The 13086-nt window shown below is 52.0% G+C and carries 5 protein-coding genes and 5 pseudogenes; 5 read left to right on the forward strand and 5 right to left on the reverse strand.

All coding sequences use genetic code 11. The features are described 5' to 3' along the window. Positions 1-36: 36 nt before the first annotated feature. The 3 genes from E3Z29_RS01295 to E3Z29_RS01305 are packed head-to-tail and all read right to left on the reverse strand — an operon-like array spanning position 37 to position 3888. Entirely contained in the window at positions 37-1005 is a 969-nt protein-coding gene (locus E3Z29_RS01295) for a hypothetical protein (protein ID WP_134784955.1), read from the reverse strand. After that, entirely contained in the window at positions 965-2974 is a 2010-nt protein-coding gene (locus E3Z29_RS01300; protein ID WP_134784956.1) for a hypothetical protein, read from the reverse strand. The genes E3Z29_RS01295 and E3Z29_RS01300 overlap by 41 nt, the downstream gene beginning before the upstream one ends. 5 nt (positions 2975-2979) lie before the next feature. Further along, complete coding sequence (locus E3Z29_RS01305; protein WP_134784957.1) at positions 2980-3888, reverse strand: hypothetical protein; 909 nt, start codon at positions 3886-3888, stop codon at positions 2980-2982. 337 nt (positions 3889-4225) lie between these two features. On the opposite strand from E3Z29_RS01305, the pseudogene E3Z29_RS01310 reads away from it, so the two are divergent. Both E3Z29_RS01310 and E3Z29_RS01320 read left to right on the forward strand, forming a co-directional pair. After that, positions 4226-5378, forward strand: a pseudogene (locus E3Z29_RS01310) (IS3 family transposase). 1137 nt (positions 5379-6515) lie between these two features. Further along, complete coding sequence (locus tag E3Z29_RS01320; RefSeq protein WP_134784958.1) at positions 6516-7421, forward strand: cation diffusion facilitator family transporter; 906 nt, start codon at positions 6516-6518, stop codon at positions 7419-7421. Between the two features lie 1501 nt (positions 7422-8922). Here the strand turns inward: E3Z29_RS01320 and E3Z29_RS01325 are convergent. Then, positions 8923-9200 (reverse strand): annotated as a pseudogene (locus E3Z29_RS01325) (transposase); the annotation flags it as partial. A 193-nt stretch (positions 9201-9393) separates the two neighbouring features. On the opposite strand from E3Z29_RS01325, the pseudogene E3Z29_RS29835 reads away from it, so the two are divergent. Next, positions 9394-9821 (forward strand): annotated as a pseudogene (locus E3Z29_RS29835) (transposase); the annotation flags it as partial. Positions 9822-9843: 22 nt separating this feature from the next. Here E3Z29_RS29835 and E3Z29_RS01335 read toward each other — a convergent pair. Further along, positions 9844-10848 (reverse strand): fimbrial protein, encoded by a 1005-nt coding sequence (locus E3Z29_RS01335; protein ID WP_134784959.1) that lies wholly within the window; start codon positions 10846-10848, stop codon positions 9844-9846. A gap of 371 nt (positions 10849-11219) precedes the next feature. Here E3Z29_RS01335 and E3Z29_RS01340 point away from each other — a divergent pair. Then, positions 11220-12139, forward strand: a pseudogene (locus E3Z29_RS01340) (IS630 family transposase); the annotation flags it as partial. A gap of 80 nt (positions 12140-12219) precedes the next feature. Continuing rightward, positions 12220-13040: pseudogene (locus E3Z29_RS01345) on the forward strand (IS5 family transposase). The last annotated feature ends 46 nt before the right edge of the window (positions 13041-13086 follow it).

The following is a 13086-nucleotide window of genomic DNA, read 5'->3' on the forward strand; positions in this document are numbered from 1 at the left end:
GTAAGCTTGACGCGAGCCCACGCGCACGAGCGGCCCTCAGTTGATGTCCACCTCGTACCAATGCACGCAGTGGACGCCAGTTGTCCGCCCCTTCTTGCGCCTGGGATGATCAAATATGACCCGAGGCTGCTTCTGTGTGGCGCAGAAAAGCGCTGCGCCAATGGCCATGGGCTTAGTACCGAACGGTGAAACAGTCAGCCGGTTGCATTCATTGCTCCCCGAGAGCGCTGCATATGCCTTCTCAAGCACCTCGTAAGCGGCCTTGGGGTTGTTGGCTCCACAGAATTTCACCCCGACCTCGGACGTCTCCAGCAACCTGCTGTTGGCCATCAGCGCTTCCAGATCCCACGATGCCTGAAAGGGAGGAATACCAAAAACAATCGTGACCTTGCGAATGAACTGACCATCGTCCGCGCTCAATGCTCGGGTGAGCCGTCCGCCCTCAAATCCCAGAAAAGCCACCAGGTGAACGCTGTCCTTGGTACCCAGCATGCCGACAAATGGCGGAATAGCGTGCTGTACGAATCCGCTGCTCAGATCGAACGCCATGCCGTTTACCGCCGAATCCTCATGGGTCCGCCGGACGTACTCTTTGGGTTCAACATAGAGAAAACCGATTCTGGGACTTTTGTGGCAGAAGGAATAGGCATAAAGCAGCAAAGCGATTTCGCAAAAATCCAAGGTCGTTGCATCGATCACAATGGACGCGGCGCTGAAGTCGCGTGATAGGTCCTCAAGCTCACCGCCGCTTGCGCGGTACTTTTTCTCACCGACCTCAAGGCACATGGAATCCGGGTGATAGCGCACTCGAAAGCGCTGCTCACCCAAACGATTTGTGCGCTCAACCGAATAAGTGCTTCTGTCGTCCAGATCGTCAGCGCCTGTAAAGGCAATATCCATCAGGGGTAACTGGCCGAGCTCTTGTTCGTTGATCAAATCTTGTCTAATAAATCGCACGATGACCTCAGAACAACGATCCAGTTTTCTTGGCTGTTTCCTCATCATCTTGCGAGTCCACCAATTGCCGAACGAGCGAATCGAACTGGCTATCGGATTGGGTAAGCATGATGTCCAACTGAGTGGCGGTGAGCGTGATCTTTCGCCGCTTGCGGTAGCTGATTCTGAAATGCGGTGCGTAGATCGGGTTCAGGACGAGTTCGTACTGGGTGACGTCATATTCCGCCTTGTCCTTCGTCCCTTTCGACTCCGCCAGTACCGACCAGATCTTCGCCTCTCGAAGAATCACCTGCGCCGCATCAGACAACTGCGCGGTGTCAGCCCGGTTGATCGAAAAATGGTTGATCTCAGGTTCGCTCTGGCTGCGGCGCTTGTTGAATTTCTCGAACAATCCGCCGAGACGCCTTGCGAAATCCAGTAACCGGTCACCATGGGGACCCAACTGCACCACGTCCTCAAACATAGCGTCAGACACGTGAACCGCTGCGTTCGCCTGCGAGTCTAGGTCGATGCAAAGTACACCGTCGATTTCCTCTGCCGAGCGCCGCTGATAGGCCTGCAACAGTGCGTTGTGACACAGCTCCTGAAAGAACCGCAAGTTAGGTGCGGCAATCTTGCAAAAACGGGAAAAACCCGCGTAAAGGATGTTTGGCCGCTTGATCAGACCCGCGTATAGGTGAAACAGACACCCGTAAAGGTTGTTATCAACCCAGCCACCCGTCTTGTAGAAGGCATCGGTTTTTGACCTGCCCTTGTCGACCACGTCCTGGAACAGCCCCAAGGCCTCTTTGCCCGACTGGCTTTTGCGATTAAGGATCGCGCCAAGGACAACGCTTGCTTCCGGTACGCTTTCGCTAATCAGATCCTCAGCGTCGACCATGCCCGTCAGGCCCTGAAAGTTGAGCCCTCGCTGAATCATGTCAACCACACGCCGACGCAGCGCCGAATCCTCTAGTGCCATGCGCGCAATCTCCGGCGCTCGCAGCTCAGGGAAGATCTGTTTCGTGTAGGCCACCACGTCCTGCCGATAAGACGCGCTACTGCGGTACGGCAAATGGGCGACGTCATGCAGCAGTTCGGGTTTGAATGCGGGGCAAGAAACACCGACCTCCGCTTGGCGAAGGCGAAACAGGAACAGCTCGGCGGCCATCACCTCAAAGTCATTGTCATTGACCAACAAGGCTTCGATGTCGATGGTGCGGATGTCATGCACCTCCACAACTCGCTCTTCCCCACTGGTTTTAAAGTCAGTGACTGCCTCACGCTTATGGGCGATGTGTACAGCCAGCCGTGAACTGGGATGCTTGATCGCATCGCACACAATCTCGCGATGTTTCACCAGCAGGTTCTCGAACTCATCGATGAACACCCTGAACCCCAAGGATTTGAGCCTTGGGTCATGCCGTGCGAGATCATCTGCGAGTGCGGTGATGATCGTCGTAAAGTGCACGAAAAGCGGAGTGGGACAACGACCAGGGTTGCGAACCCACAGGTCGAGCTCGGCCAGACGCTCATCGACCACTTCAGCCAACGCCTCAACGGTCGGCTCCTTAAGCTGCATGAGCCGCACCAGTTTCTGGCCCAGCGTGACACCGCTCAAAGACAGCGGGCCGTTTGCCAGATTTTTGGCTTCGCTGATCTTCTGCAGGGCTTGCGTCACTTCGGCGAGCAGGCACAGCGTCAGGTAGTGAGAAAAAGCCACGCCATCTTGCTGATTGCCTAGCCACTCAGGTGTGATCAGGGAGCAAAAACCCGTATCTGGACGGAAGTAGAGACCGATGTGAGCAAATTCATCATCGCTGATCTGCGGCCTTAGAGGGCTGAACGTCGACCCGTGGCAAAAATATCGCAGGAACATGGTTTTGCCACATCCTCGGCCACCCAGCACGCGCACGGACTTGCTGTCCTTGAAAATGCTGATTTGCTGAAAAAAATGAGGAACTATGAATTCCTGCGAGACGTCCGGCGGCAGGTTATCTGCACGGTTTTTCAGAAAAGCATCTGCAATAGCTGGCATCGACGTTATCTCGTCAGCAGGTTGTTCCAGTCCTCTGAACTCGCCCAGAGAACCGACAGTGAGTTGTTGGGCGTAGAGTCTTCAAACCCCAGCAGCAGATCCAGGCCATGCCTGGTCGATTTAGGAATACCGCGCTTAGTGGCAAGGTGGTCATAAAATGCCCGAGCATCTGCCACCGTATTGGTACCATCAACAGCCCAGACTCCGGGCGCCTGCGCGGAATCACAGAAAAACTGGTGCTGCGCATTGAGGGTTTCGATCGGCAGCACCGTGAGCCAGGGGCAACGCTTGGCAAGCGTGTCCAGGCCGTCCTGAAAGGCAACCAGTGGGCAGTACACGATATGAAGGTCCGATTTGCTGGCTAGCGCGTGCGTCTTGGCAAAAGTTTCGAACTGCTTCCCGGTACCGAGCATGTCATCCAGAAAGACGACGCACTTCACGTGCTCGGGGAGTTGGCTCAAAGCATCCGGCCGAACTGTGACGCTTTTGGGAATCTTCGCTCGGCGTTTGTAATGCCGGATCACCACCACACCACTTTTGCCGGTGTCGTTCTGCTTGCTGCCATCCACCCCGACGAAGCGGATAAAATGCGCCGGATCGTCTTGGCGGATCGAACTCAGGAAACTGTCGATATCGTCGTAGGGATACAGATCTTTCTGACGCAGGTAGGTCGGCAGCATGCAGTGAAGCAGCTGATCAATAGAGCTGTCGATCATGCTCTTGGACCGGAAAATCAATCGACCCAGCACGCAGGCGGCAAAGTAGTGTTCTTCTTCTGTTTTGAAGTTGGCCAGCCAGCAGTCCAGGGTGTCCTCATCGATCCCAGTAACGATTCTCTTCTTGAGAAGCATCCGAAAGCGCTGCTGCACCTCGCCGAACAGCGTGGAATATTTCTCGGGAACATGAAAACTCATGAAGCATTCCTTGCTACGCCCTTAGAAATGCCGCCACGTCGAAACCACGATGACAAAGCAGCACCGGCCATTTGACAGCTATTGCACCGAGACTTGCATAGATCGCGCGCACGATGCAACTACGACCCGTGTGTGAGATTTAGAAATAAATGAGACATTTTCGAAATTAATGCGACGGATATCCATGAGCGACTTGTTGACCGCATATGGATTGGCCGATGGCCGACGATATCTGGTTTCCGCTTTTCGTCCCTACCGTTCGACCGCAAGAACTGTAGTGGTCTAATGAAACCGGACACCCATTTAGGCGAGAATGCTCGCCAGATAGAGGTGTCTGATGACCAAACAACGTCGTTCCTTTTTCGCTGAGTTCAAACGCGAGGCCGCAGCTCTCGTGCTCGATCAAGGCTATAGCCATATCGAGGCCTGCCGGTCGCTTGAGGTGGTCGAGTCCGCGTTGCGTCGCTGGGTGAACCAACTCCAGCAAGAGCGCAGCGGTGTTACTCCTCAAACAAAAGCGCTGACGCCTGAACAGCAGAAGATTCAAGAGTTGGAAGCCCGGATCGCTCGTCTTGAGCGAGAGAAATCCATTTTTAAAAAGGCTACCGCGCTCTTGATGTCGGAAGAGCACGAGCGCACGCGCTGATTGATCAGCTAAGCGCCCAGGAGCCGGTTGATTGGCTTTGCGCAGTCTTTGATGTCACTCGTTCGTACTACTACGCCCATCGCCTCAGCCGTCGAACTCCGGACGTTGAGCGACTTCGGTTGCGCAGCCGAGTTAATGAACTGTTCACGCAGAGTCGAAGCGCCGCAGTATCGTGGCGATGATGCAGGACGATGGCGAGCAAATCGGACGATTCAAGGTGCGTGGCCTGATGCAAGAACTGGCGTTAGTCAGCAAACAACCTGGATCACATGCCTACAAACAAGCGACGGTTGAGCGACCGGATATTCCGAACATCTTGAATCGAGAGTTTGAAGTGCCGGCCCCCAACCAAGTCTGGTGTGGCGATATCACGTACATCTGGGCTCAAGGAAAATGGCACTACCTGGCTGTCGTGCTGGATCTTTACGCACGTCGCGTTGTGGGCTGGGCGTTGTCGAGCAAACCGGTTACGGACTTGGTGATCAAGGCGTTGGACATGGCTTACGAGCAGCGTGGCCGGCCTCAAGGACTGCTATTCCACTCGGATCAGGGCTCGCAATACGGCAGTCGCCAGTTTCGCCAACGGCTGTGGCGTTACCGCATGCGCCAGAGCATGAGCCGTCGTGGTAATTGTTGGGATAACGCACCGATGGAGCGGGGGTTTCGCAGTTTGAAAACTGAATGGATACCGACCGTGGGCTACATGACGGCCCAAGAAGCGCACCGAGACATCAGTCATTACCTGATGCATCGGTACAACTGGATTCGACCGCTCCAGTTCAACGATGGGGTGGCCTCGGCTCAGGCCGAGGAAAAACTTAACGTCGTGTCCGGGATTAGTTGACCACTACAATCCAAAATGGGCATAGCAAATGGCTTAATTCCGTTATGGCGAAAATTATTGAAAAACAGGCCGGTTGCATAGCACTTGATCACCTGTTTGTATTCAATTTGACCAATTGCATTCGCATTGATCACCTAGACACACGCCGGATGCTATTACGACCGTTTCACCAGCACTTGTGATGCCAAGAAAATCATAGCCCATGCGGTACGAGTTAAAACTGATGAGGTAATCGGCAGGTTTTGGCCCTTGCTGACTGCTGACTGCTGACTGCTGACCAGATCCTCCAGCGCTCGATTTACTAAGACAATGGTGTGGAGCAATCTGAGCTTAAAGACCTGATCGAAAATCTTTTGGCGTTGGTCACATGAGTTTTGCCCTAAAGGCATTGTGCAAAAGCGCTCCATCAATCTTCCCTTCTCAGACCCAGCCGACTGCCGATTTGAATCGATTGATGACCAGGAATAAAACTGAACATGCCATGCTGGTACGTGGCGTGGACAGCGCTTTAGCAAAAACACTGCGAGAGGAGAAATGGACGCTCGCGAAACTTAGGCAGCTGAATTCGCCGCCGACAAACTGTTGAATGTTGCCGCTGACGTAGGATTGACCCAGGTACCGATGCATCGTCACTGAGCCGGTTTGACTCCTCGTGAACCATCACTTGTGGTGAGGCTGTGACGATTGGAAATTGGTCAGTCTAGAGTCGGCAGGTGGTTAATTCGGTGTCAGCGTCAACATTCTGCCCTATTCCAGCGGATAGCGTTGGATATCCAAGTACCTGCCAGTCCCACGTTCGGCTTAGCCATTACTTTGAATTACCCGCACTTACAGGAGCCTGTCCGGATCGAGCCGCCCTGGCGGCAGCGAGCAAGTGATGGTCATTCGTTCGCTGCGGTTGCTCCAAAACCATTTCATTTCCCACAACTGCAAGCCATTTGCACGCTGCGTTCGGGCGCAGTTGTACGTTGATCGGCGCCTCCCCATAGCTTGTGCCTGTGTAGGTGTACATCAGGCGTTTCTTATAAATATTTTCTAAAAAAATGTTGCATGAAATGCGGAGGGCTCGTGATGTAAGCTAGTCTTCTAAGGATTAGCCGCGTTAGATGGCTGCTTGATATTTTCGTAGGAGGCTATATGGGTAACCGAGTTGAGCAGGTGCTCCTCAGACAATCGACAATTCTGATGTTTGCTGTGGCAGTTACCGCAATCATTACGGGTTTTTTTTCTGGCTCTCAGTCAATTTTGTTCGATGGTTTTTTTTCATTAATTGCAACCGTCATCAAGGTTTTGATGCTGATCACCGCGAAACTGATTGCTAAACAAAACAATCGTCGCTTTCAGTTCGGCTTTTGGCACCTGGAACCCATGGTGCTACTCATCGAAGGCAGTTTTTTGTTTTTGATTGCGATCTACGCTTTTCTCAGTGGCGTGTTTGGTATATTTAACGGTGGGCGCGAGATCGAATTGAGCTTGGTGATCCCTTTTGCTGCACTACTTAGCGTAGTCTGTTTTGGATATTTCTTCTACGTTCGCTATCAGAATCGTACGTTGAAGTCTTCGCTAATCCAGTTCGACAACATTAGTTGGCTGGTAGATGCAATGCTTTCCATCGGGTTGCTGGCAAGCTTCCTCGCCGCATTGTTGCTCAAATCCTACGGCTATGGCGCGTGGGCAGCGTATGTCGACCCATCTATCTTGATCTTACTGGGCCTAAGCATGATTGCTCCGGCCTATAAAATCCTAAAGCCAGCATTACGTGATGTATTAGGAGTTGTCCCCGACAAGTTGGATGAAGAAGTTCGTCGAGTGATGGATGAGGTTAAGATCGAGAAGGGGTTTTCAGATTACGTCTCATATGTTCAGAAGCATGGACGTGCGCGCTTCATTGAAATTCATGTGGTGCTGCCGATGGATTACCAACTGCAGGGTGTGGGAACGCTGGATGCGCTGCGGGACCATATTTCCGCGAAGCTTGGCGAGCCGGACATAACGCGATGGTTAACCATTTCTTTTACCGGGGATAAGAAGTGGATTGCCTGATTCTTGAGCAGGTGAAATTCGTAGTTAGTATTTTTCCTGCGACTGGAGGCTGTGCAGGCGAGACTATCGTACGGAATTAACACGTAGGCTGCCTATATTTAATTGGATTCTATTCGCGATTAGGTCTTGTCCGATTGAATGAGTCATGAGGATCTTTTTTCCAACCCTTACTAATAGACTCCAATGTTAATTGTTATTTTCGCAAAAAGTGATGCTGGTATTTCCGATATATGCTTAATGTATAATTAATTGTTATTGCGACTTATCAGCTTAAAGCCTGTAGCCTTGAGGTTTGGCGATTCGATTCCAGCTCCATCTATTACCAATACTAAAGACTCGTGGGAGGTTTCTGATGCGCGCCGTCCTCATTTATGGCTTTATAATTGCCTAGTTGCTATAGCGTTGAAGTCAATTTAAAAATTCTGTCGATGGTGGGCATCACGACCCTCTAATCGTAAGCCCCCACTCAGTAGCAGATCTTCTTATATTCAACAGTTGTTTTATGCCCATTTCGCCCAATGACACCTTGATTTCAATGTTGTTAGCGAAACAACTGAGCGAATTGCCGTAAGCCTAGAGGAGTGAGCCAGTGGCTTAGGAGCTTCCCATTTTATTCCCAAGTGAGACTTTTACAATTTTATAAATTTTATTGCACTAATGAGTTTTCTGGTAGGGCTCAATTGATCGCCTGACACAACCTCTGGGTATCCATGCCGTTGATATTATTGGTGCCAGTGACCTGCTTGGGTCCGACAGGTTCACTGTATACCGCATGTCCAATTCCGGAAGAATTCGTAATGAGCTTATAGAAGTGCAGACCATTGATTTGTGCAGTAGCCAGGTTCGCATCTATTACGAAAAGTACCGAATCTTATAGCGTTTTGTGAGATTGTACGCATCAAGGCTTTGGAGCTTCATTTGCATAAAACTTCCAATATTTTGGAAAAGAAAATTCGTTGAAAATAAGTATGGTTTCGCATAATTATGTGATTTTAATATTTTTATAAGTAGGCTGTGGTCGGCTCGGTATTGATACTTCCTATAACTTAATGCATCAAGCTGTTTCGATTTCAGATTCGCTATTCAGTGTGCGGCGACATATCCGTCGATCGACGAAGGATACTGTAACATCTTGAATTTGGAGCAAGCTGCAATCGCTGTTCCAGTCAGAGGTTTATTAGGAGATAACTATGTTTAATGCTCAAGTGATGCTATTGGTCGTTTTTGGAGTCGTCGTCCTCGCTTGGGGGGGCAGACTAGACATCAAGAATTACAGGAAGGAAAAGGAAGCTCGGCGAGCACAGAGCGATGCTCGTCCTAATCATAAGTAACTAATTGAGTATAAATGACTACTTGGAGTCACCAGGGGAAGGTCTGAAGTAGCCATGTGTTTCTGGCCAGCTTCGGCCACCGCCGATTTTGAAAGTTGCGAGTTGATCCAAGCGCTCAGATCACTCACAGATTCCTGTCTTTATTAGCCGCAGCGAGCACCTCGCGGCGGCTATTTCCCACATTTCAGGCGCACCTCTCCTGCATTGCTCAGTAAGTGTCGGCGAGCCACCCACAGACTCGATAGTACAAACAGCGTCACCAGCTGTGCGGTGTTTTTGGCTAGGCCTCGGAAGAGCGTCTTCACAAAACCGAACTGGCGCTTGATCAACTGGAATGGGCGTTCGCCCTTCGCCCTTATCTGCACTTAGCTTTTTCGATCTTGCGCTTGGTTTTGTAAAGGATGCTGCGCTTGCCCAGTTTTTGATAGGTGCTGCGTCGGGTGGCTACCGGCTCTACCCTTGGTTCGGTTGAAGCCGTGCACATCCCGACTCAGCGTTATGGCCCCGAGTACGTAAGAGGTAATTCAGGAGACGGAATACGCGCAACATGTTTCCAGGACGATTCCTGCGTGTTTTCAGAAAGGTCCTACATCTTTTTATGTTGCAAAACCCCAGCATCTATCCCGTTTCGGGGGGCGGCCCAACCCGCCCGCAAGGTCATCAAGCAAGCTCGGTGGTTACTGCTGCGCAATCCGGGAAACCTCAAGAGCGAAGATCAGCAGGTGCACCTGCAGGATCTGCTGGCCGCCAACCAATCACTGATGATGGTTTACCTGATGAAGGCCGAGCTCAAAGCACTCTAGTCGCCCCTTACCGCTTGGGGCTGGAGATCGTCCTGGAAGCACTGGTTGCGTCTGGCGAATGAAAGGGATATCGGCTTTGAAGCAGTTCGCTAAACGCTTGAATGGCTACTGGCGGGGCATTTTGAGCAGGGTTCGATGGCCGATGCACACCGGTCAACTGGAGGGGATCAAAACCGTATCAAGGTAATTAGCGTATGGCCTACGGCTACCGGGACAGCGAATTCTTTTTCATGAAGATCAAGAGCAATTTTCCCGGCAATCCGTGAAGAACCTTTTTTTGCCCAAGGATTACTGGTAGTTCAGCGTAATGGTCGCACTGCCATTTGCAGTACCTGGCGTGATTGTGTCTTCCGTTTGCAAGTAGCGCGCCTTGAGCGGGATATTGTATATACCTTGGGAGCTCGCCGTGCCCGTTTTGAACTGCTTGCCCAGTTCGACCGGCTTGTCGTCATAGAGCAACTGGATCCCCACGCCGCTTGCGCTGGAGTTGCCCGTCCCCACCTTCAACACGCCCTGGCTGGCGTCCTGTACATTGCCTTCAACTTTCAGATTCGTGCTGGCTCCGGCGGAACAGTCCAGTGGAACACTGAAAGTCCGGGTATTGTCATCTCCTGGCCAGGTTCCTACTCCCCCGAAGTGTCCGATGGCCACTTTTCCCATCTCCACGTTGATCGAGGGAGCGCTAAGCGAACACGACACGGTATTGACTTTGAGTGATCCGATATTGAAACTCGATTCTGGATAATTCCAGGAATTCTTATTATTTCTTAAGATAAAAGCGCCCACCGTCTTGCTGGCAACCTCGCCTGAGCCTGTGACTTCAGCGGTCTTGTAGAACATTATATAGGCCTTTCCTTGTATGGGCTGAGTGCCAAACATTCCATTCACAGAACAGACGAAACGGTCATCCGGATTATCAGTCATGGCGGGCCCGACCCACCCAATAAATTCCTCCGAGCAATTCAGCATAGTCACGCCAACGGCATATCCAATACCCTTAATTCCGCTTTCATACACCCGCTTACCATCAATAGTTTTCAGGTAGGTGCCATAGGCTTTGCCACCGAAATCCTGCCACGTGACCTCCCCGGGATTTTCAGTGCATTTATATGCAGACACAGTGTTTGACTCGACACGGCCAATTTCAGCATTCACCGGCAAGTCCTGTTGAACTGTAAACTCCGGCACCGTAATGGTGGTTGAACTGGTCTCCGTGCTGCATGTATAGGCATGGGCTTCTCCTAACCCCACCAACATCATGCCCATCAGCAGGTGCGTAAGCTTGAACTTCATAATTAACCCTCGTCACTCACCCTGGATACCGTTGAATCAATAGCGAACCGACTATTTTAAAGAGATTTTCAGTTTGAGCTTGGTTTCATCAATTGGTAACCATATATATTGATTGAGTTCGTAGAAATCAGACGAATCCTATTTCCGTTGCTGCTGTATAAATGAGAGTAGAGCAACTGAATACGCGTCTTCACGACTCAGCCCGACACGGGGCATCTTGAGCGCCTTCCCGCCTGTCAAGCCGAATGGTCAGCTTTTGGTAGAGTTGGTACGAAAATGGTACAAACTGATTCTAGTGTCATGAGCGGTTAGTTAGCTTGTTAACGCATAAAAATATACTCTGTGCCACTCGCTTCCAGACGGTTCCACGCATGCCTAGACCAGTTGCTCCTTTCACACTGCAACCCGCCGAACGTCATCACTCATCAAGGTTGGTTGCGCATGGTTACTTTGAAGCAAAGTCTCGGTCAGCGGGCGCGGATACTCCTTTTGCTCGCTGAGGGTGTAACACCCCTAACCATCTGTGCTCAGTTACAGATCACCTCTCCGACGGTATTCAAGTGGCGAAAACGCTATCTGGAGTCGGGGATTGGGGCCTGAGCGACCTGCCGCGTAGCGGTCAGCCTTTGAAGCTGTGTGCTGAAAAGGTCAAAGAAATCTTGACGCTGACAACGCAGCGGGTTCCCAAGGAAGCAACGAATTGGAGCGTTCGGTTGATGGCCAAATACGCGCGCGTTACCACTTGGCAGGTTCGACAAATCTGGGCTGCCTCCGATCTGAAGCCGCACCGCCTGAAGACCTTCAAGATCAGCAAATGACCCGCACTTCGCCGAAAAAGTCATTGATTTGGTCGGGCTCTATCTGAGGCCTCCAGATAACGCCATGGTGCTTTCGGTTGACGAGAAAACCTAGATCCAGGCACTGGATCGTACTCAGCCAATGGCCAATGGAGCAACCTCGGTCTGGGCAGATTGAGCGGAGAACCCATGATTACGAGCGCCATGGCACGGCGAGTCTGTACGCGGCGTTCGACATCCTAACGGGTGAAGTGATCGGCCGGACCACTCAGCGGCACCGGGCTAAGGAATTCCTGGACTTTCTCCGCCAGATCGATAGCAACACGCCTGCTGACCTGAATCTCCATGTAATTCTGGACAACAGTTCGACCCACAGAACCGCTGCGATCAAGGCCTGGCTGGAAAAGCCTCCCCGCTTCAAGCTGCATTTCACACCGACCAGCGCGTCTTGGCTGAACGCCGTAGAATGCAGGTTCTCGCAGTTAGGGAGACGCTGCAAAAATAGCCAACCGTCCCCACCCTTGGCACACTGAGTCCCCCAACCAGCCCTCTCTCCGTAAGCCTTGTTACGCACGTGCAGAAAACCTTCTCCGAACAGAATACACCGGCAAGAAAAAAGCGGACTCGTCGCGGTCGCTTCTTGGCTGACCTTGAACAGCTGGTGCCCTGGGCACAACTGGAGGCGCAAGTGGTTCTGTTCTGTAGCGACACCACAGGCAAGCGCGGGCGCCCTGCGATTGGGTTGTCGCAACATGCTGCGCATGTAAGCTGACGCGAGTGCTGTTTGAGACGATTAACTAGCATCTGACCAGCCGGGGTCTGCTGTTCAAGGAAGGCATCATTGTCGATGCCACGCTGACTGCCGCGCCGCCCTCGGTCAAGAACCGAGAAGGCAAGCGCGATCCTGAGATGCATCAGGCTAAAAAAGGCAATTAGTGGCACTTCGGGATGAAGGCCCGCATTGGTTTCGACGCCACGTCGGGGCTGGTACACAGCTTGGTAGGGACGGCAGCCAACGTGGCGGATATCACCCAGGTCGACCAGTTACTGCACGGCGCCGAAACCTATGTTTCGGGTGACGCTGGATACACCGGTGCGGCCAAGCGACCGGAGCATGCTAAACGGGACGTTAACTGGTCGATTGCAGCACGGCCAAGCAGTTACAAGCACCACGGCCAAGGCAGCGCGCTGTTCCGGGTTAAGCGCAAGATCGAATACGCGAAGGCGCAACTGCGAGCCTAGGTCGAGCATCCCTTCCAGGTAATCAAGGTGCGTTTCAATCATCGAAAGGTTCGCTTCCGTGGGCTGGAAAAGAAAACGGCGCAGCTGTTCAGTCTGTTTGGGTTGGCCAATCTGATGCTGACCAAGCGGTATTTGCAACGGGCTGCGGGATAAATCCGTCTGAAAGGCGAGGCTGGCCCGAAAATCAGCAAAATGAGGG

Origin of the sequence: Pseudomonas sp. S150, assembly GCF_004526365.1 — a bacterium.
GTDB classification, from domain to species: domain Bacteria; phylum Pseudomonadota; class Gammaproteobacteria; order Pseudomonadales; family Pseudomonadaceae; genus Aquipseudomonas; species Aquipseudomonas putida_A.